Origin of the sequence: Pseudomonas sp. W3I7, from assembly GCF_030816095.1 — a bacterium.
GTDB classification, from domain to species: domain Bacteria; phylum Pseudomonadota; class Gammaproteobacteria; order Pseudomonadales; family Pseudomonadaceae; genus Aquipseudomonas; species Aquipseudomonas salomonii.
In genome coordinates, this window is the sequence record NZ_JAUSXP010000001.1 from 1,646,517 (window position 1) to 1,664,833 (window position 18,317).

The following is an 18,317-nucleotide window of genomic DNA, read 5'->3' on the forward strand; positions in this document are numbered from 1 at the left end:
GTACTACAGGAAGATGAACTTGGCGATAAAGATCGCGCACAGCACCCACAGGCTGACAGAAATCTCACGGTACTTGCCGGTGCCGGCCTTGAGCGCCACGTAGGTGATAAAACCCAGGGCGATGCCGTCGGCCACCGAAAACGTCAGCGGCATCATGATCGCGGTAACAATCGCCGGAATGCTGTCGGTGGCCTCATCCCAATTGATATGCGCCATGCTCGCCATCATCAGCATCGCCACGTAAATCAGCGCGCCGGCGGTGGCATACGCCGGAATCATGCCCGCCAGCGGCGCAAAAAACATCGCCGCGACAAACAGAATGCCCACGGTCACCGCCGTCAGCCCGGTGCGCCCCCCGGCGGCCACACCGGCAGCACTTTCCACATAGCTGGTCACCGGCGGCACACCGACCATGGCGCCGAATACGCTGGAGGCGCTATCGGCCTTCAGCGCACGCGACAGGTTATCGATCTTGCCATCGGCATTGACCAGCCCGGCCCGTTGCGCGACGCCCATCAGTGTACCTGCAGTGTCAAACATGTGTACAAAAAGAAAGGCGAATACCACGCTGATCATGCTGACATTGAATACACCTTTTATGTCCATGGCCATCCAGGTCGGCGCCAGACTCGGTGGGGTGGAGAGAATCCCGTTGTAGTGCACCAGGCCCAGGCCCCAACCGGCGAGGGTCACGGCGATGATGCTGATCAGGATCGCGCCGAACACCCGGTGGTAGCTGAGGATCGCGATCAACAGGAAGCACACGGCCGCCAGCAAGGGCGCAGGTTCGTGCAACGAACCGAGCTTGATCAAGGTGGCCGGGCTGTCGACGATGATGCCGGCGGTCTTCAGGCCGATCACCCCGAGGAACAGGCCCACGCCTGCGCCCATGGCATGGCGCAGGCTCACGGGGATGCTGTTGAGCAGCCATTCACGCACGCGCGACAGCGTCAGGCCCATGAACAGCACGCCGGAAATAAATACTGCACCCAGCGCGGTTTCCCAGTGGTAGCCCATGGTGCCGACCACGGTGTAGGTGAAAAACGCATTCAGGCCCATGCCCGGCGCCAAACCCACCGGCCAGTTGGCGTACAGCCCCATCAACAGGCAGCCCAGCGCGGCAGCGATGCAGGTGGCGACGAACGCTGCGCCGTGATCGATACCGGCGTCGGCCATGATGTTGGGGTTGACGAAGATGATGTAGGCCATGGTGATGAAGGTGGTGAGGCCGGCAATCAGTTCGGTTCTCACTGTGGTGCCATGCAAGCGCAGTTTGAACAGGCGTTCCAGCCAGCCGCCTTGCGGTGGGGCGAGGTCCAGCGTGGGGGCTTCGGTTTTTTGGCTATCCACAGCAAGTACTCCTCAAGAGTTTTATTGTTATTTCCAGCGCCGGTCACAGAGGTGGGCAGCAGCGCTTTGAGGTACTGGCGGGTTTTGTTGACCAATAGGTCAGGAACTCGCACGAAGCGAATTATGCTTTTGTATACAAATAAAGCAAATAATGTTTTGTAGTTTGTCTGCGAAAGGGGATGAAAGGCGGATGCGGGGCGTTTCTTCGGCTTGTTGTGGCGAGCAGGCTTGCCCTGCCTTGGGGCGCGAAGCGGCCCTGAAACAGTCACCGCGGGCTTCAGCTAGAGATCATCGGCAGGTTTTGGGGCCGCTACGCAGCCCAACGCAGGGCAAGCCTGCTCGCCACACTAAGCCTGCTCGCCACAACAAGATCGCTCGGCATAGGGTCAAGGTTGGCCGGCGAGGGCCTGATTCACCGCCAACCATCCAGCCACGGCCTCTTCGCCAGCTTCACTGAACGCACGCTGCAACAACTTCACCTGCTCGCGGCGCAGCGACTGCTCAAAACGCTGGCCTTCTTCGGTCAGTTCCAGCAGGCGTTTGCGCTTGTCGGCTGCGGACGCAACACTGTCAACCAGGTGCATTTCCTGCAATTGGCGCAGCGGCATGTTCAGCGCCTGCTTGCTCACCCCGAGCAATTCCAGCAGCTCCTTCACGCTCAAGGCCGGGTAACGCGCGATAAAAAACACGATGCGCTGATGCACACGGCTCAGGCCTCGGCGCTCGAGCATTTCGTCGGCCTTGGCGGTAAAGGCCTGGTAGCCGAAGAAGAAGGCTTCCATGGCTTGTTGCTGGCTGCCCTGGTTTTTAAGGTCAAGCATATTGACGTATCCACGCAAGTCGTCGTAATTTCGGTCAACCAGTTTGACGTATTTGCCCCCGACTTCGCTACCGGTGACCCTATGGCCTTCTCTGAACGTGTTACGCGCCTCAAAAGCTCCTTGATCCGTGAAATCCTCGCGGCAGCTCAGCGCCCGAACGTGATGTCGTTCGCCGGTGGCCTGCCGGCCGAAGCCATGTTGCCGGCACTGAATTGGGATGACCTGCCGCTGAACATCGGCCAATACGGCATGAGCGAAGGCGAGCCGCAACTGCGTGAACTGCTCGCCGCCGAGGCCCGCGCCCTGGGCGTGCCATGCCAGGCCAGCCAGGTGCTGGTGGTCAGCGGCTCCCAGCAAACCCTCGACCTGGCCGCCAAGCTGTACATCGACAAGGGCACTCAAGTCATGCTGGAAGGCCCGACCTACTTGGCCGCCTTGCAGATTTTCCAACTGTTCGGCGCCGATTGCCTCACCGTGCAACTGGAGGCCGACGGCCCGAACCTGGCCGCCCTGCGCACCAGCCTCGAACGCCATCGCCCGGCGTTCATCTACCTCATCCCGACCTTCCAGAACCCTTCGGCCGTGCGCTACAGCGAAGCCAAGCGCGCAGCCGTGGCCGCTTTGCTTGATGAGTTCGGCGTAACCCTGATCGAAGACGAGCCCTACCGCGAGCTGACATTCGACGGCGCCAGTGCCCAGCCCATCGCCGGGCGCTTGAAAAAAGCCAGCTGGATCTACACCGGCACCGTCTCCAAGACCCTGTTGCCGGGGTTGCGCGTCGGTTACCTGATCGCCAGCGAGGATTTGTTCCCGCACCTGCTCAAGCTCAAGCAATCGGCCGACCTGCACACCAATCGCATTGGCCAGTGGCAGGCCATGCAGTGGATCGGCACCGAGCAATACCAGCAGCATCTGGTGCAATTGCGCAGTTTTTACCGCGAGCGCCGCGATGCATTCCAGTCGGCGCTGGAGCGCCACTTTGGCGACTTGGCCGACTGGCAACTGCCCCAGGGTGGATTATTCTTCTGGCTGACCTTGAAACAGCCCCTCGACACCCGCACCTTGTTGGCGCAAGCATTGGCTCAGGAGGTGGCGTTCATGCCCGGTGAGCCGTTCTTTTCCGAGCCCGACCAACACCTGGGCTCGTTGCGCCTCAATTTCAGCCATATCGACCCGGCCCGCCTGGACGAAGGTCTCAAGCGCCTGGCCGCGGTAGTCCGTCAAGCACAGCACGCGCAAGCGGCATAAGGGGAGCCCCATGTACAAGGTTTATGGCGATTACAAGTCGGGCAACTGCTACAAGGTCAAATTGATGCTCAACCTGCTGGGCATCCCGTACCAATGGATCGATGTCGACATCCTCAAGGGCGACACCCAGACCGCCGAGTTCCTGGCCAAGAACCCGAATGGCAAGATCCCGGTGCTGGAACTTGAAGACGGCACGTGCCTGTGGGAGTCCAACGCGATTCTGAACTTCCTGGCCGATGGCAGCGAGTTTTTGCCGGCCGAGCCACGCCTGCGCACACAAGTGTTGCAGTGGCAGTTTTTCGAGCAGTACAGCCACGAGCCATATATTGCGGTGGCGCGGTTTATCCAGTTTTACCTTGGCTTGCCCGCAGACCGTCTTGAGGAATACAAGAAACTGCACAAAGGTGGCTACAAGGCGCTCAAAGTCATGGAGCGCCAACTGCAATTGACCCCGTATCTGGTGGGCGATCAATTCTCCATCGCCGATGTGGCGTTGTATGCCTATACCCATGTGGCCCAGGAGGGTGGGTTTGAGCTGGACGCTTATCCGGGGGTGCAGGCGTGGCTGGCGCGGGTGGCCAGTCATCCAAAACATGTAGCGATGCTTGATTGAGTTTATGCGGTCAAAAATGTGGGAGCTGGCTTGTGTGGGAGCCAGCACCCACCTGGACTGTGTCCAGTTTCAGTTCGATGTTGTGCCAGACAGCTCAATACTCAGCAGCTCAAAGCAACGCTGCGCCGCCGGGCTGAGGCCCATGCCGCTGCGACTGATCAAGCCGATCTCGCGGTTCACGCCGGGGTGGTCAATAGTGATGCGCTTCAACCCCGCCAAACTGTCCGCCGCCGACTCCGGCAGCACACTGATGCCCAACCCCTGGCGCACCAGCGCCAGCACCGTCGACATGTAGTTGGCTTCCATGCCGGCATTCATCGTCAGCCGCGTCTGATCAAACAACAAGTCCACCTGCTCGCGCACACTGCTGTCGCGCCCGGTGAGGATGATCGGCTGGTCCGCCAATTGTTCCAGGGTCAGCCGGCGATGGTGGGCGAGGGGATGGCCCAGTGGCACAAACGCACACAACCGATCATTGAGCACCGGCAAAAACTCCAGGCCGTGGCTCAGCCGGGCACGCACGCCGATGCCGAAATCCACCACGCCTTCACGTACCTGCGCATGAATACGATGGGCCACCAGGTCATGCAATCGCACTTCGATGCCGGCAAAACGCTCGCGAAACAGGCGCAAAGCGGGCGGCAGGGCGCCGGCGCACACCGAGGGCAGCGCGGCGATGCTGACCACGCCACGGCGCAGGGCGGCGAGGTCTCGTGAGCCGGTGACGATGTTGTCCAGGTCCAGCAGCAGTTTTTCCATGGGGCCGCGCGCGTCTTCGCCTGCGGCGGTAATGCTTACGTGGCGCGGGCTGCGATCGAGCAGCGCGACGCCGAGCCAGTCTTCGAGTTGTTGCACCTGTACCGTCAGGGCCGAGGGCGACAAGTGCAACTCGTTGGCGGCCTTGGTGAAACTGCCGGTGCGGGCTACGGCGAGAAAGGCTTGTATGTGTTGGATGCTGTTCTTCATTTTGTTTTTCCGAACGTGCCAGGCCGAATATTCCAATTTACAAAGACTAACCCGCTTCCAATACTCCAGGGAAAACAATAACCGGCCACCAAGGCCGCTCTGGAGTAACCCATGCTCGCTACCCTGGGTGTCATTACCATCCTGTGCCTGCTCGCTGCCGTCATGAGCAAACGCCTGTCGCCGCTGGTGGCGCTGATCGCCTTGCCGATCATTGCCGCATTGCTCGGCGGTTTCGGCCTGCAAACCAGCGCCTTTATCATTACCGGAATCAAGAACGTCGCCCCGGTGGTGGGCATGTTTGTGTTCGCGATTCTGTTTTTCGGGATCATGACCGACGCCGGCATGCTCGATCCCATCATTGATCGCATCCTGCGCACCGTAGGCACGCGTCCTACGCGGATTGTGGTCGGCACCGCGACCCTCGCGCTGCTGGTGCACCTGGACGGCTCCGGGGCGGTGACGTTTCTGGTAACGGTGCCGGCGATGTTGCCGCTGTATACGCGGCTGGGCATCGACAAGCGCATCCTTGCGTGTGTCTGCGCCATGGCCGCCGGGGTCAATTTCCTGCCGTGGACCGGCCCGGTGCTGCGTTCGTCGGCGGCCTTGCATGTGCCGGTAGCGGACCTGTTCCAGCCGCTGATTCCGGTGCAAATCGTCGGCCTGGTCTTCGTGTTTGCCTGCGCCTGGTGGCTGGGTCGTCGTGAAGAAAAACGCCTGGGCCTGGGCGCCGGTTCTTCGGTGGATGCGGTGCCGCAACGGGTGCTCAGCGACGATGACATCAAGCTGCGGCGCCCACGGCTGTTCTGGGTCAACCTGTTGCTCACGGTGCTGGTGATGGTGGTGATGATTGCCGGCTGGGTCGACCCGGTGGTGATGTTTATGCTCGGCACCGTGGTGGCGCTGTGCATCAACTACCCGAATGTGGACGCTCAACGCGCGCGCATCGATGCCCATGCCAAAACCGCCCTGACCATGGCCAGTATCCTGCTCGCCGCCGGGGTGTTCACCGGCATCATGCAAGGCACCGGCATGCTCAAGGCGATTGCCGAGGTGGCGGTGGCGCAGATTCCCGCCGGCCACGGCAAGTTGATCCCGGCAGTGGTGGGCTTTATTTCCATGCCGTTGAGCATGCTGTTCGACCCCGATTCCTACTATTTCGGCGTGATGCCGGTGATCGCCGAAGTCGGCAAAGCCCTGGGCGTCGACCCGCTGCAAGTGGCCCAGGCCTCATTGCTGGGTGTGCACACCACCGGTTTCCCGGTGAGCCCGCTGACGCCCGCGACCTTCCTGCTGGTAGGCCTGTGCAAGATCGAACTGGCCGATCACCAGCGCTTCACCATTCCGTTTCTGTTTGCCGCGTCAGTGTTGATGACCCTGACCGCATTGCTCCTGGGAGTGATTTGAGATGAAAACCTTGCGCATCGGCTCCGGCGCCGGCTACTCCGGCGACCGTATCGAGCCTGCCGTGGAACTGGCCGAACAGGGCGACCTGGATTACCTGGTGTTCGAATGCCTCGCCGAACGTACCATTGCCCTGGCGCAACAGGCGCGTATCAGCGACCCGCAGGGCGGTTACGACCCGCTGCTGAGCGAGCGTATGCGCCGCGTGTTGCCGTTTGTTGGTTTAAACGGCGGCCGTCGCCTGCGGGTGATTACCAATATGGGCGCGGCCAATCCGGTGGCGGCGGCCGTTGAAGTTCGGCGCATTGCCAACGAGTTGGGCCAGGACCTCAAGGTCGTGGCGGTGGTGGGCGATGACGTGCTGGATGTTTTACAGCCCGAGCAACGCCTGGATAACGGCCAGACCGTTGGTTCTTTGGGCGAGCGCTTGATATCCGCGAACGCCTATCTGGGCGTCGACGGCATCCTTGAAGCCTTGCGCGCCGATGCCGATGTGGTGATCACCGGACGCGTGGCCGACCCGTCGCTGTTTTTGGCGCCGCAGATGTTTGAGTTCGGCTGGGCTGCGGACGACTGGCAGCGCCTGGGGCGTGGCACGTTGGTCGGGCATTTGCTGGAATGCGCGGGGCAGGTCAGCGGTGGCTATTTTGCCGACCCCGGTTTCAAGGATGTGGATGACCTGGCACGCCTGGGTTTCCCGTTGGCCGAAATCGATGCCGATGGCGAAGCTGTGATCACCAAGGTCGCAGGCACCGGCGGGCGGGTCAGCCGTGCGACGTGCACCGAGCAGATGATCTACGAAGTGCACGACCCGGCGGCTTATCTCACGCCGGACGTGACCGCGGACTTTTCCCACGTGAACTTTGTGGAGGAGGGCGTGGATCGCGTCAGTGCTCAAGGCGCCGATGGCCGGGCGCGGCCTGAACAGTTGAAGGTCAGCGTAGGTTACCTGGACGGATGGATCGGTGAAGGGCAGATGTCCTACGGCGGCCCGGGCGCTGTCGCACGGGCTGAGTTGGCGCGGGATATCGTACTCAAGCGCCTGGCACTCATGGGGCTGAAGATGCAAGACTTACGCGCCGAGCTGATTGGCATGGACTCCTTGCACGGCCCCCGCAGCAACGTCGAACCCTGGGAAGTGCGCTTGCGCGTGGCCGCCCGCTGTGAAGATCGCAGTGAGGCGGTGCGGGTCGGCAATGAAGTGGAAACCCTCTACACCAACGGCCCGTCGGGCGGCGGCGGGGCGAGTAAAAGCGTGCGCCAGGTGGTGGCAGTGGCCTCCTTGCTGCTGCCGCGTAGCGCGGTCAACCCGAGGATCGAAGCATGAAGCTGCACACACTGGCCCATTCCCGTACCGGCGATAAGGGCGACACCTCGAACATCTCGATCATCGCCTACCGCGCAGAGGATTATCCGCTGCTGTGCGAGCAGCTCACGCCCGAGCGCGTCGCTGAGTTTTTTGCCGGCTTGCGTGAGCCGGATGCGGCGCCGGTGCGGCGTTATGAATTACCCAACGTGCAGGCGCTGAATTTTGTACTGCCGGGGATCCTGCGCGGCGGCGTCACTCGTTCGCTGGCGCTGGACGCCCACGGCAAGTGCCTGGGCTCAGCCCTGCTGGATTTGGTAATACTGACTTAATTACACAGCCAAACAAATGTGGGAGCTGGCTTGCCTGCGATAGCATCACCTCTGTTCAATTGAGAGACCGAGTTGTTTGCATCGCAGGCAAGCCAGCTCCCACTTGGGCTCTTCAGAGGCTGTCAGACCGCGGCAAACCGCTTGTCGAGGTAATCAATGATCACCTTGGAGTCATACATCCAGGTGGTCTGGCCATTCTCTTCAATACGCAGGCACGGCACTTTGATCTTGCCGCCTTGCTCCAGCAGGGTCTGGCGGTCCTGTTCGTTGTTTTTCGCATCCTTGAGCGCCACCGGCACATTCAGGCGGTGCAGGGTGCGGCGAGTCTTCACGCAAAACGGGCAGGCGTGGAACTGGTACAGCGTCAGCTCCTTGGCCGCCGCATTCACCTGAGCCTGTTGCTCGGCGGAACGCTGCTTTTTGCGCGGGCGAGTCAGGAAGTCGCCCGCGATGATGATTTGGCCGAGACCCACTCGAAGTGCTTTGACGAACATGGCTGAAACCTCTTGCCCATGAAGAAGGGGCCGCAGCTTACCTGAATTTCGCAGGCGAAAAAAAACCGGCGATGAACGCCGGCTTTTCCTTACACAGCCTGTTACTTGATCAGGCTGAGAAATTCGCTGCGGGTGGCCGCGTTTTCGCGGAACTCACCCAGCATCACCGAGGTGATCATCGACGAATTCTGTTTCTCCACACCGCGCATCATCATGCACATGTGCTTGGCTTCGATCACCACCGCCACGCCCAGGGCACCGGTCACCTGCATCACCGCGTCGGCGATCTGGCGGCTGAGGTTTTCCTGGATCTGCAGGCGGCGCGCATACATGTCGACAATCCGCGCGACCTTCGACAGGCCCAGCACTTTGCCGCTCGGGATATACGCCACATGCGCCTTGCCGATAAACGGCAGCAGGTGGTGCTCGCACAGCGAGTACAACTCGATGTCCTTGACCAACACCATTTCGCTGTTGTCGGAGCTGAACAAGGCACCGTTGGTGACTTCTTCCAGCGTCTGTTCATAGCCGCGGCAAAGGTACTGCATCGCCTTGGCGGCACGCTTTGGCGTGTCGAGCAGGCCCTCGCGGGAAACGTCCTCGCCGAGCTGGCCGAGGATCGCGGTGTAATTTTGTTCCAATGTCACAGGACTGTTTCCGTATGGGTTTCAGAACGGTACGGTGTATGCCTGTACCAATGTGAAGCGTTGCCCTGCCCGCAGGAGCGGCGGGTGATGTGGCGCACATAGTAGCGTAGGTAGGCCGACAGTTGTATTCCCAGGCGATAGCGATGTTAGAGTCGGCCTCCGTTGAGGAGGACGTAATGACCCCGCTGGAGCGAAGCATTTCTGAGCGCGCACTGTTCTTTGCCAAGGCAAATCGAACCAGGATTGCACGTGAGCTGGCATGTCTGGCTAATTACCCGGGCGAAAATTATCCGGTCTCGGTATTCATGGCGGGTTCTCCTGGGGCGGGCAAGACAGAAGTCTCAAAATCATTTATTCGTTTGATGGAGGAGGGGGATCCCGTGCGTTACGTATCGACCCTGATGATTTCAGGGAATACTTTCCTGAGTATACGGGACGAAATTCCAGCCTTTTTCAACGTGGCGTAACCGCTATGGTCGAGCGGACTGTCGACTTGGTTTATCAGCAGCGCCAGTCCTTCTTGTTGGATGGAACACTGGCGAATTTTGCTGTGGCTCGAAAAAACATCCAGCGAGCCCTCGGTAAGGAAAACAGGTCTGTACAAGTCATCTACGTTTACCAAAAACCTGAACTGGCTTGGGAATTCGTACTGGCGCGTGAAGCTGTTGAAGGTCGAAATATCCCGTGCAAAGAGTTCATTCGTCAGTTTTATGCGTCGAAAGCGACGGTATGCCGACTGAAACGTGAATTTATCGGGGCGCTGCAAGTAGATGTGCTTATCAAAGACACCGACGCAGGCGAGTCGCAAATTGGTATCGACCTATCGGCTGACGAAATTGACGAACTCGTCAGGCAGCCCTACCATCCTGATGAGCTTGAGCAAATTTTGATCGGAGTAGCCTTATGAAAGGCGAAGTTAAGGACGTTATAGAAAAGTATTCATCGACGGCCATGTCAGATTTTTTCCGAAGTGGTTCCGTTGAGGAGCGTCGTGCGGTCTATCGATGCGCTGCCGACACCGCGATTACGTTGCAGAGGGCAATGATCTCGCAAGCGAGAGAGAAAAAAGCGAAAGAGCATTTCGACGACTGAAGCGATGATGCTCAATAGCCCAGCTTGTTTGCTGGGCTTTTTTTGCTTACTCGTCACGCCCTTCCATCATGGTGCGCTTGAGCATCACATACACCGCACCGGCGCCGCCGTGGCGGGCCTGGCAGGAGGTAAAGCCGAGTACCTGGGCATGCTGGCGCAGCCAGGTGTTGACGTGGCTCTTGATCATGGGGCGCTTGCCGTCCAGGCGCACGGCCTTGCCGTGGGTGACGCGCACGCAGCGGATTTCGAATTTGGTCGCTTCGGCCAGGAAGGCCCAGAGGGTTTCGCGGGCTTTTTCCACGTTCATGCCGTGCAGGTCGAGGCTGCCTTCGAACGGGATCTGGCCGATCTTGAGCTTGCGCATCTGGCTTTCCTGCACGCCGTCGCGGGCCCACATCAGCTCATCTTCCGGGCCTACATCGATCACGAACTGGTCCGACAGGCCGTCCACGGTGGTGGCGTCGGTGCGTACGGTCGCGGCCTGGCGCAGCTTGGCGATCTGCGCCCGGTCGGCCTTGGGTTTGCCGGTGTCGGCACGATCATGCTTGATCGGCTTGACGCCGCGCAGCTCGTTTTTGAACAGGGAAAAATCGTCGTCTTGCATGTCAGCCTCCGCGAAGGGCGGGCAGTTTACCTAAATCGCGGCGGCCAGGGCGCAGGAAACGCTATCCAAGCGCCATCAGTCGTGCTTTTTCATCAGGTGCGAAGCGATGTTCAGTGACAGTGGCTGACGCATTTTCCGACGGCTGCGACGCCACAACCACACGCCCAACCACAGCACCAGCAGCCCGATCACCACCAGGATAGCTGAGCCACCGGGGCTGGCATTCAACTCGCCAAGGGCCGGCGAATGACCAAACAGGCCGGCGCCACCAGCGCCGGCCAACAGCAAACCTACAATCGCCAGCAACGCGGCAAAGCCGGCTACCAGGCGCAGACGCCAATTGCTCGGGCCCTTGGGGCGCAAGCGACGAGCGTCAAAACCATCGGATATCTTCATTCCGACCTTTCCTCCAGGGTATCGGCCCTTCGACCGGAAGATACACAGGTTGTTCCGACAGCAGCGGTAAATGCGCCAAATGAGAGGGGTTTGTGGATGAGCGGGGCAATAAATACGCCGCTCATCTCAAGGGCGATCAGATCAGATCTTTGGTCAACGCGAGGGTGGCGAAGTTGTCAGCCATGATGGCCATCTCGGTATGCTGCACGTGTTCGGCGCTCAGGATCCCACCTTTGTAAGGCAGGTCACGAGTGGCGCACGCGTCTTCCACCAGGGTGCAGCGAAAGCCCAGGTTCTTGGCGGCGCGCACGCTGGTGCTGACGCTGGAGTGGCTCATGAAACCGCAGACGATCAAGTCCAGGGAGCCGAGGTCTTGCAGGTGTTTCTCCAGGCCCGTGCCATGGAACGCGCTCGGCAGCAATTTGCCGATGATGGTTTCATCGCCTTGGGGTTCCAGGCCAGGAATGAATTCGCCGCGTTCGCCTTGCGGGTCGAACAGGCCACCGACGGTGCCAAGGTGACGCACATGCACGATCGGTCGCCCGGCGTTACGTGCTGCCGCGACCAACTGCTTGATATTGTCGACCGCCGCGCCCATGCCGGACAGGGCGAGTGGGCCGCTGAGGTATTCCTTCTGGGCGTCGATGATCACGAGGGTCGCATGGTTCAGGTTGGCTGCTGCGTAACCGCGACCGCTGAGTTGAAACATCGTCTTTGGAACGGACATTCTGGGGGCTCCTGTGAGTGGGGCTTTTGTCACATTGTCCACTGGCTGAGCGGTTCTGTGAATCGCTACCATCGTAAGGTACGCCGTTGTTGACGTGCAGCCATGTCAAGAGGTGGGCTTGTTTAGCGCAATGATGGCAATTTGAATGAAATCCGACGGATGGTGAAGGGGTTTCGTACATCGTCGGTACAGGCGAAGGCTGTTAGAATCGCCAGTCGTTTTTTCCAGGAGCTTGCCCCCGTGATTACCTCTCGCCTGCGCACGTTGCGCGACCACATCCGTTGGGCTGTCAGCCGTTTCCATGGGGAAGACCTGTTTTTCGGGCATGGCACCGACAACGCCTGGGACGAAGCCCGGCAATTGGTGCTCGGCGCCTTGCATCTGCCATGGGAAATTGCCGACAGCTACCTGGACTGCAACCTCGAAGAAGAGGAAGTCGCCCACGTGCAGCGCTTGCTGCACAAGCGTATCCACGAGCGTGTTCCTACTGCCTACCTGTTGAAGGAAGCCTGGTTCTGCGGCATGTCGTTTATCGTCGACGAGCGCGTGTTGATCCCGCGTTCACCGATCGGCGAGTTGATCGAAAACCGCTTCGAGCCGTGGCTGGCCCAACCGCCGGCGCGCATTCTCGACCTGTGCACCGGCTCCGGTTGCATCGGCATCGCCTGTGCCTACGAGTTCCAGGACGCTGAAGTGGTGCTGGGCGACTTGTCCTTTGAAGCGCTGGAAGTGGCTAACCAGAACATTGAACGTCATGGTGTTGATGAGCGCGTCTACACCGTGCAGGGCGACGGCTTCGATGGCCTGCCGGGCCAGCGTTTCGACTTGATCGTGTCCAACCCGCCCTATGTGGATGCCGAAGACTTCGCCGACATGCCGGACGAATACCAGCACGAACCGGAACTGGGCCTGGCCTGCGGCGACGATGGTTTGAACCTGGTGCGGCGCATGCTGGCCGAGGCCGCCGACCACCTGACCGAGAAGGGCTTGCTGATTGTTGAGGTCGGCAACAGCCAGGTGCACGTCGAAGCGCTGTACCCGGAAGTCGACTTTGCCTGGCTGGACTTCCAACGCGGCGGGCACGGTGTGTTCATGCTGACGGCTGAGCAGTGCCGGGCGCATCAGGCGGTGTTTGCGGCGCGGGTTTAACTTCATTCCACAATAGGAACGCGGTCAGTGTGGGAGCTGGCTTGCCTGCGATAGCGGTGGCAACTGACACACCGCTATCGCAGCGATGCGGCGACCCGACAAGCCAGCTCCCACATTTGGAATGCATTCCAGCCTTTCAGCGATGTGTTGCAATCCAGATCAACAACCCCGCCTGAAACACCGTAAACGCCACCAGGCAGGTAATGGTAAAGCGCAACCCACTGTCCTCGCGCTTGAACTTGGTGACCTTTTCCTCTTCCTTGCGCAGCTTCACTTCCTGCTCGGCCAGGTTCTGCTCGGCCTGCTGCAGCATCTGCGCCGCCTCGAGGATTTCTACGTACTGCACCTTCTCGGTGTTCCAGCTGTCCAGCACTTCGCTGACTTTGCCCGGCTGCACGTTGCCTTTGAGGTGCTGCACATCGGCGTAGGCCACATCAAAACCCTGGATGCGCAGGAAGTGATCGCGGCGCAGGCGCGTGGCTTCGTTGAGTGCATCCTTGTTGGCGAGGTCCACGCCGTCGACGCGGTAATGTGACCACTTCTTTTTTGCCCACGCGGCGCCCTGTGCGACCAGAAAGCGTCCCAGGCCCCGGTTGGCCGGTTCGATTTCCAGGCTGTTGCCCGGGCCGAAATGCACACGGTGCGTTTCGTGGTCGACCCAGATATCCAGGTGGTTCTGCTCGCGGCGCACACGCTGGCCCGGCAACTGGATCACCATGCGCAACAGGCTGTGCTTCTTGTCGTGGCGCTCGGTATAGCCGAACTGCACAAACCGCAGCGGCCGCGCGCCGGTGGCGCGATCGGTGGCCAGGGGCGCCAGGCGCAGCATCTTGAAGTGTTCGGCCTGGACGTCCGCCCACGGCAGGGGTGCGGCCTCGACAGCCTCGGTTTTTTCAGCCGGGTTGTCGGCAGTAGAGTCGGGTGTTGCTTCGGTGGTAGTCATGCGGCGCGATCCTGTCCAAGCCCTGCGAGTCGACAGTCTTTTTACTGTCGACTCTGGGCTTATCGGCCGTTTTATTCAGGACTGGAGGCAAATAGTCGCTTAACGGGGTTGAAGTCCGTCGATAAAGCGCACGATACGTTGGCCCAGTTCGGCGGCGAGGGGCAGTTTCGGGTCGTTGTACGACTCCAGCTGTTCCTTCACACCCTTGGGCACGATGCGCATCACATGGTTCATGCCTTGAATCACGCTCAGTTGTGCGTCCGGCTTGGCCGCTTGCAACTGCTGGGCATCCGCCACGCCCACCTGGATATCATTGGTGCCCTGGATGATCAACGCCGGCATCGTCAGTTTGGCGAAGGCGGCCGATGGGTCGGCGCGAAACAGGCTGATCAGGTAAGGCTGCACGCTGGGGCGGAAGATCCCTTCAAGCGGGCGCGGCACATCGGCGTCCACCTGGCCGGCCTTGAGGTGGTCGAGGATTTCATTGCTGCGCAGCAACAGGGCCGGCGGCAGGTGATCGGCCAGTTGCTGGCGGATCACCTGGTCCACTGGCCGGGCACTGCCGGACAGCGAAATAACCCCGGCCGGGTCGAGTTGCGGCGCGGCCAGGGCGGCCACCAGCGCACCTTCGCTATGGCCCAGCACGATCAACTGGCCCATGCGGCTGTCGGCCTTGAGCAGCTTGCCCCAGGCTACGGCATCGGCCACATAGGCATCCAGGCTGAGGTTGCGTTCGTCGGGTGTGGCGGCCAGGCTCGCGGCCACGCCGCGTTTGTCGTAGCGCACACTGGCGATGTTGTTGCGCGCCAGCACCCAGGCCAGGCGCTTGAGGCTGTCGTTACGCGCGCCATCGGCGCTGTTGCCGTTGCGATCGGTAGGGCCGGAGCCGGCGATGATCAGCACCACGGGCACGGGTTTGTCGGATTTGGGCAGCAGGAGCGAACCAAACAGCTCGCCGTTGCCGGTGTCCAGGCTGATCGGCCGTTGCAGCACAACAGGGGAGGCGGCGAAGCCAAGGCTGGAAAACAGGGTAAGGGTCAAAAGCAAAACTCGCAGCATCATCGCGCCATCATCAGGAAGGTGCCGGTTGGACCAACGTCGACCGGTAAGGTTTCGAGGATGAACTAGTCGGTTAGCCTGCGTATACTGGCCGCCTTAAGTTATTACGGTTGAGTTGATTCAACTGATTTCACGGAGCGCCCTGCATGTCCGGCAATACCTTCGGCAAGCTGTTCACTGTCACCACCGCGGGCGAAAGCCATGGCCCGGCGTTGGTCGCCATTGTCGACGGCTGCCCGCCAGGCCTCGAGTTGTCTCTGGAAGACCTGCAGCGTGACCTCGACCGCCGCAAGCCCGGCACCAGCCGCCACACCACCCAGCGCCAGGAGCCCGACGAAGTCGAGATCCTTTCCGGCGTGTTTGAAGGCCGCACCACCGGCTGCGCCATCGGCCTGTTGATTCGCAACACCGACCAGAAGTCCAAAGACTACTCGGCGATCAAGGACCTGTTCCGCCCGGCCCACGCCGACTACACCTACCACCACAAATACGGTGAGCGCGACTACCGTGGCGGTGGCCGCAGCTCGGCGCGCGAAACCGCCATGCGCGTGGCCGCAGGTGCCATCGCCAAGAAATACCTGGCCACCCAGGGCATCGTGATCCGCGGCTACATGAGCCAGTTGGGCCCGATTGAAATCCCGTTCAAGACCTGGGACAGCGTCGACGACAACGCCTTCTTCAGCCCCGACCCGGACAAGGTGCCGGAACTGGAAGCCTACATGGACCAGTTGCGCCGCGATCAGGACTCTGTGGGTGCCAGGATCACCGTGGTCGCCGAAGGCGTCAAACCCGGCCTGGGCGAGCCGATCTTCGACCGCCTCGACGCCGAACTGGCCCACGCGCTGATGAGCATCAATGCGGTCAAGGGCGTGGAAATCGGCGCCGGTTTCGCCTGTGTCGCCCAGCGCGGCACCGAGCATCGCGATGAGATGACCCCGCAAGGTTTCCTCAGCAACAACGCGGGCGGCATTCTCGGCGGCATCTCCTCCGGCCAGCCGATTGTTGCGCACCTGGCGCTTAAGGCCACGTCGAGCATTACCACGCCGGGCCGTTCGATCGATGTGCACGGCAACCCGGTGGACGTGATCACCAAGGGCCGCCACGACCCATGCGTGGGCATCCGCGCCACACCGATTGCCGAGGCAATGATGGCCATCGTGTTGATGGACCACCTGCTGCGCAACCGTGGGCAAAATGCCGATGTGCAGGTGAGTACGCCGGTGTTGGGCCAGCTGTGACGGTGTGTGGCGAGCGAGCTTGCTGTGGCGAGGGCGCTTGTCGAATCGTCGCACCGTCCCGCTGGGCTGCGCAGCAGCCCCCCACAATATGACGCAAAGCCTCCCCTACTGGCGCCTCTCCAGCTTCTACCTCTTCTACTTCGCCCTGCTCGGGGCGACGGCGCCGTTCCTGGCGCTGTACTTCGACCACCTGGGGTTCTCCAGCGCGCGTATCGGCGAGCTGGTGGCCATCCCCATGCTGATGCGCTGCGTGGCGCCCAACCTGTGGGGCTGGCTCGGCGACTACACCGGTCGGCGCCTGGCCATCGTGCGCTTTGGCGCGGTGTGCACCCTGGCGAGTTTCTCGCTGATCTTCTTCAGCAAAACCTACGCCTGGCTGGCCCTGGTGATGGCGTTGCATGCGTTCTTCTGGCATGCAGTGTTGCCGCAGTTTGAAGTGATCACCCTTGCGCACCTGCAACAGCAGACCGCACGTTACAGTCAGATCCGCCTGTGGGGCTCCATCGGTTTTATCCTCACCGTGGTGATCATGGGCCGCCTGTTCGACGGGCTGAGCCTGGACATTTACCCGGTGGTGGTCGTGGTGATCATGGCCGGCATTATTGGCGCCAGCCTGTGGGTGCCGAACGCGCAGCCCGCCGTGCAGGGCAACCGCCTGGCCGGTGACGGTTTTTTCAAGCAATTGCGCAGCCCCGGCGTACTGGCGTTTTATGCCTGCGTGGCCTTGATGCAAATGAGCCATGGCCCGTATTACACCTTCCTCACCCTGCACCTTGAACATTTGGGTTATAGCCGGGGCGTGATCGGCATGCTGTGGGCGCTGGGCGTGGTCGCGGAGGTGCTGATGTTCCTGGCCATGAGCCACATCCTCACGCGTTTTTCGGTGCGACGGGTGCTGCTGGCCAGTTTTGTGTTGGCGGCTATCCGCTGGTTGCTGCTGGGGTCATTCGCCGAAATCTTCTGGGTATTGCTGCTGGCGCAGGTGCTGCACGCCGCTACGTTCGCCAGCTTTCATGCGGCCGCCATTGCCTTTGTGCAACGCAGCTTCGGCGCCAGACAACAAGGCCAGGGCCAGGCGCTGTATGCCGCGCTGGCCGGCACCGGGGGCGCGTTGGGCGCCCTCTACGCCGGTTACAGCTGGAACCTGTTGGGCCCGACTCTGACCTTCAGCATCGCCAGCGTCGCCGCCCTGGCCGCTGCCATTATCATTGGCCTTCGATTGCAAGAACCGACTACAGGAACCGAGCAATGAGTTACGTCGCTGTTTACGCTGCCGCCACACCGGATACCCCGAACAAGGTCCTGACCCATTTCGACGATATCGTCTCGACGCTGGCCGAACACGCTGTGCGCTTTGCGCGCTGGCAGCCGGCGCCGATTGAGAAGGGCGCCAGCGACGCAGATATCATCGCCGCCTACCAACCGCAGATCGATGCCCTTGGCTACGCCGCTGTGCAAGTGCTCAGGGCGGCGGGCGACCTTCTACAGAACGCTGCACTGCGCGCACAGTTCCTCGATGAGCGCCGTTACAGCGAAGACGAAGTGCGTTTCTTCGTCGCAGGCCAGGGCCTGTTCAACCTGCACGTGGGCGACTACGTATATGCCGTGCGCTGTGAGAAAAATGACCTGCTGGTGATTCCGGCCGGCATGCCCCATTGGTTCGACATGGGCGAGAACCCGCACTTTGTCACCTTGCGTTTGTTCAACACAGCTAAAGGCTGTGAGCCGCAACTCACCGGCGATGCTATTGCCGATGGTTTCCCGGGCTTGGACGACTAAGCACAGATAGTTAAATGTTCAACCCAGGCAAGTTGGAAGTTGCTGTGGGAATAAGCCTGATTATCTGTAGGGCGTAGCTGTTTCTGCTGCGCCCTGTGCCTTCAATCCATTCGTTATGTAACTCTCTGTGGACTCGATGTTTATATCACCTG

General features: G+C 60.8%; 20 protein-coding genes and 1 pseudogene. 11 read left to right on the plus strand and 10 right to left on the minus strand.

Annotation, left to right across the window (positions count from 1 at the left end):
• Positions 1-3 precede the first annotated feature (3 nt).
• Both QF043_RS07730 and QF043_RS07735 read right to left on the minus strand, forming a co-directional pair.
• On the minus strand, positions 4-1,350 hold the full coding sequence (locus QF043_RS07730) for an NCS2 family permease (RefSeq protein WP_017137842.1): 1,347 nt from the start codon (positions 1,348-1,350) through the stop codon (positions 4-6).
• 386 nt (positions 1,351-1,736) lie between these two features.
• On the minus strand, positions 1,737-2,171 hold the full coding sequence (locus QF043_RS07735) for a MarR family winged helix-turn-helix transcriptional regulator (protein WP_307418036.1): 435 nt from the start codon (positions 2,169-2,171) through the stop codon (positions 1,737-1,739).
• A gap of 81 nt (positions 2,172-2,252) precedes the next feature.
• Here QF043_RS07735 and QF043_RS07740 point away from each other — a divergent pair, with 81 nt between their 5' ends.
• Positions 2,253-3,419: a PLP-dependent aminotransferase family protein gene (locus tag QF043_RS07740; protein WP_307418037.1), complete on the plus strand. Its 1,167-nt coding sequence runs from the start codon at positions 2,253-2,255 to the stop codon at positions 3,417-3,419.
• Between the two features lie 10 nt (positions 3,420-3,429).
• The gene (locus tag QF043_RS07745; RefSeq protein ID WP_056861112.1) at positions 3,430-4,032 is read left to right on the plus strand and encodes a glutathione S-transferase family protein; all 603 of its coding nucleotides are present in this window, start codon (positions 3,430-3,432) and stop codon (positions 4,030-4,032) included.
• 69 nt (positions 4,033-4,101) lie between these two features.
• Here QF043_RS07745 and QF043_RS07750 read toward each other — a convergent pair whose 3' ends face one another.
• On the minus strand, positions 4,102-4,998 hold the full coding sequence (locus tag QF043_RS07750; RefSeq protein WP_307418038.1) for a LysR family transcriptional regulator: 897 nt from the start codon (positions 4,996-4,998) through the stop codon (positions 4,102-4,104).
• A 111-nt stretch (positions 4,999-5,109) separates the two neighbouring features.
• Here QF043_RS07750 and QF043_RS07755 point away from each other — a divergent pair, with 111 nt between their 5' ends.
• The 3 genes from QF043_RS07755 to QF043_RS07765 are packed head-to-tail and all read left to right on the plus strand — an operon-like array spanning position 5,110 to position 8,037.
• The gene (locus QF043_RS07755; RefSeq protein ID WP_138814543.1) at positions 5,110-6,402 is read left to right on the plus strand and encodes a CitMHS family transporter; all 1,293 of its coding nucleotides are present in this window, start codon (positions 5,110-5,112) and stop codon (positions 6,400-6,402) included.
• Position 6,403: 1 nt separating this feature from the next.
• Positions 6,404-7,726: an acyclic terpene utilization AtuA family protein gene (locus QF043_RS07760; RefSeq protein WP_307418039.1), complete on the plus strand. Its 1,323-nt coding sequence runs from the start codon at positions 6,404-6,406 to the stop codon at positions 7,724-7,726.
• Positions 7,723-8,037 carry a hypothetical protein gene (locus QF043_RS07765; protein ID WP_307418040.1) on the plus strand — a complete coding sequence of 105 codons (315 nt, stop codon included), beginning with the start codon at positions 7,723-7,725 and terminating at the stop codon, positions 8,035-8,037. Before QF043_RS07760 ends, QF043_RS07765 begins: the two co-directional genes overlap by 4 nt.
• A 122-nt stretch (positions 8,038-8,159) precedes the next feature.
• On the opposite strand, the gene QF043_RS07770 is transcribed toward QF043_RS07765, so the two are convergent.
• Entirely contained in the window at positions 8,160-8,531 is a 372-nt protein-coding gene (locus QF043_RS07770) for a glutathione S-transferase N-terminal domain-containing protein (protein ID WP_017137834.1), read from the minus strand.
• Between the two features lie 101 nt (positions 8,532-8,632).
• Complete coding sequence (gene folE / locus QF043_RS07775) at positions 8,633-9,178, minus strand: GTP cyclohydrolase I FolE (protein WP_019826593.1); 546 nt, start codon at positions 9,176-9,178, stop codon at positions 8,633-8,635.
• Positions 9,179-9,354: 176 nt separating this feature from the next.
• Between folE and QF043_RS07780 the strand changes: the two are divergent.
• Together QF043_RS07780 and QF043_RS07785 are read left to right on the plus strand one after the other, a co-directional pair.
• Positions 9,355-10,085 (plus strand): annotated as a pseudogene (locus QF043_RS07780) (zeta toxin family protein).
• Positions 10,082-10,270, plus strand: a complete 189-nt coding sequence (locus QF043_RS07785) for a hypothetical protein (protein WP_307418042.1) — start codon at positions 10,082-10,084, stop codon at positions 10,268-10,270. Before QF043_RS07780 ends, QF043_RS07785 begins: the two are co-directional and overlap by 4 nt.
• Positions 10,271-10,316: 46 nt before the next feature.
• Here the strand turns inward: QF043_RS07785 and QF043_RS07790 are convergent, their stop codons facing one another.
• From QF043_RS07790 to QF043_RS07800, 3 genes are all read right to left on the minus strand, one after another.
• The gene (locus QF043_RS07790; protein WP_017137833.1) at positions 10,317-10,874 is read right to left on the minus strand and encodes a Smr/MutS family protein; all 558 of its coding nucleotides are present in this window, start codon (positions 10,872-10,874) and stop codon (positions 10,317-10,319) included.
• 75 nt (positions 10,875-10,949) lie between these two features.
• Positions 10,950-11,270 carry a hypothetical protein gene (locus QF043_RS07795; protein ID WP_307418043.1) on the minus strand — a complete coding sequence of 107 codons (321 nt, stop codon included), beginning with the start codon at positions 11,268-11,270 and terminating at the stop codon, positions 10,950-10,952.
• A 136-nt stretch (positions 11,271-11,406) separates the two neighbouring features.
• Positions 11,407-11,997, minus strand: a complete 591-nt coding sequence (locus QF043_RS07800; RefSeq protein ID WP_307418044.1) for a cysteine hydrolase family protein — start codon at positions 11,995-11,997, stop codon at positions 11,407-11,409.
• Between the two features lie 240 nt (positions 11,998-12,237).
• Between QF043_RS07800 and prmB the strand changes: the two genes are divergently transcribed.
• Positions 12,238-13,146 carry a 50S ribosomal protein L3 N(5)-glutamine methyltransferase gene (prmB, locus tag QF043_RS07805; RefSeq protein WP_058420625.1) on the plus strand — a complete coding sequence of 303 codons (909 nt, stop codon included), beginning with the start codon at positions 12,238-12,240 and terminating at the stop codon, positions 13,144-13,146.
• A gap of 136 nt (positions 13,147-13,282) precedes the next feature.
• Here prmB and QF043_RS07810 read toward each other — a convergent pair whose 3' ends face one another.
• Together QF043_RS07810 and QF043_RS07815 are read right to left on the minus strand one after the other, a co-directional pair.
• On the minus strand, positions 13,283-14,089 hold the full coding sequence (locus QF043_RS07810) for a hypothetical protein (protein ID WP_056861121.1): 807 nt from the start codon (positions 14,087-14,089) through the stop codon (positions 13,283-13,285).
• A gap of 99 nt (positions 14,090-14,188) precedes the next feature.
• Positions 14,189-15,151 (minus strand): alpha/beta hydrolase, encoded by a 963-nt coding sequence (locus QF043_RS07815; protein ID WP_307418045.1) that lies wholly within the window; start codon positions 15,149-15,151, stop codon positions 14,189-14,191.
• Between the two features lie 143 nt (positions 15,152-15,294).
• Here QF043_RS07815 and aroC point away from each other — a divergent pair, with 143 nt between their 5' ends.
• From aroC to QF043_RS07830, 3 genes are all read left to right on the plus strand, one after another.
• Positions 15,295-16,386 (plus strand): chorismate synthase, encoded by a 1,092-nt coding sequence (gene aroC / locus QF043_RS07820; RefSeq protein WP_099548922.1) that lies wholly within the window; start codon positions 15,295-15,297, stop codon positions 16,384-16,386.
• An 88-nt stretch (positions 16,387-16,474) separates the two neighbouring features.
• Positions 16,475-17,638, plus strand: a complete 1,164-nt coding sequence (locus QF043_RS07825; RefSeq protein ID WP_307418046.1) for an MFS transporter — start codon at positions 16,475-16,477, stop codon at positions 17,636-17,638.
• Positions 17,635-18,165, plus strand: a complete 531-nt coding sequence (locus QF043_RS07830; protein WP_307418047.1) for an acireductone dioxygenase — start codon at positions 17,635-17,637, stop codon at positions 18,163-18,165. The genes QF043_RS07825 and QF043_RS07830 overlap by 4 nt, the downstream gene beginning before the upstream one ends.
• Positions 18,166-18,317: the final 152 nt, after the last annotated feature.

Excerpts from the sequence above, each read along its gene's own strand:
- QF043_RS07830 (WP_307418047.1), top strand. The coding sequence starts at position 17,635 with ATGAGTTACGTCGCTGTTTACGCTGCCGCCACACCGGATACCCCGAAC.
- QF043_RS07795 (WP_307418043.1), bottom strand. The coding sequence starts at position 11,270 with ATGAAGATATCCGATGGTTTTGACGCTCGTCGCTTGCGCCCCAAGGGC.
- QF043_RS07760 (WP_307418039.1), top strand. The coding sequence starts at position 6,404 with ATGAAAACCTTGCGCATCGGCTCCGGCGCCGGCTACTCCGGCGACCGT.
- QF043_RS07755 (WP_138814543.1), top strand. The coding sequence starts at position 5,110 with ATGCTCGCTACCCTGGGTGTCATTACCATCCTGTGCCTGCTCGCTGCC.
- QF043_RS07735 (WP_307418036.1), bottom strand. The coding sequence starts at position 2,171 with ATGCTTGACCTTAAAAACCAGGGCAGCCAGCAACAAGCCATGGAAGCC.
- aroC (WP_099548922.1), top strand. The coding sequence starts at position 15,295 with ATGTCCGGCAATACCTTCGGCAAGCTGTTCACTGTCACCACCGCGGGC.
- QF043_RS07790 (WP_017137833.1), bottom strand. The coding sequence starts at position 10,874 with ATGCAAGACGACGATTTTTCCCTGTTCAAAAACGAGCTGCGCGGCGTC.
- QF043_RS07770 (WP_017137834.1), bottom strand. The coding sequence starts at position 8,531 with ATGTTCGTCAAAGCACTTCGAGTGGGTCTCGGCCAAATCATCATCGCG.
- QF043_RS07750 (WP_307418038.1), bottom strand. The coding sequence starts at position 4,998 with ATGAAGAACAGCATCCAACACATACAAGCCTTTCTCGCCGTAGCCCGC.
- QF043_RS07785 (WP_307418042.1), top strand. The coding sequence starts at position 10,082 with ATGAAAGGCGAAGTTAAGGACGTTATAGAAAAGTATTCATCGACGGCC.
- QF043_RS07810 (WP_056861121.1), bottom strand. The coding sequence starts at position 14,089 with ATGACTACCACCGAAGCAACACCCGACTCTACTGCCGACAACCCGGCT.
- QF043_RS07800 (WP_307418044.1), bottom strand. The coding sequence starts at position 11,997 with ATGTCCGTTCCAAAGACGATGTTTCAACTCAGCGGTCGCGGTTACGCA.
- QF043_RS07765 (WP_307418040.1), top strand. The coding sequence starts at position 7,723 with ATGAAGCTGCACACACTGGCCCATTCCCGTACCGGCGATAAGGGCGAC.
- QF043_RS07745 (WP_056861112.1), top strand. The coding sequence starts at position 3,430 with ATGTACAAGGTTTATGGCGATTACAAGTCGGGCAACTGCTACAAGGTC.
- QF043_RS07825 (WP_307418046.1), top strand. The coding sequence starts at position 16,475 with ATGACGCAAAGCCTCCCCTACTGGCGCCTCTCCAGCTTCTACCTCTTC.
- QF043_RS07815 (WP_307418045.1), bottom strand. The coding sequence starts at position 15,151 with ATGATGCTGCGAGTTTTGCTTTTGACCCTTACCCTGTTTTCCAGCCTT.
- QF043_RS07740 (WP_307418037.1), top strand. The coding sequence starts at position 2,253 with ATGGCCTTCTCTGAACGTGTTACGCGCCTCAAAAGCTCCTTGATCCGT.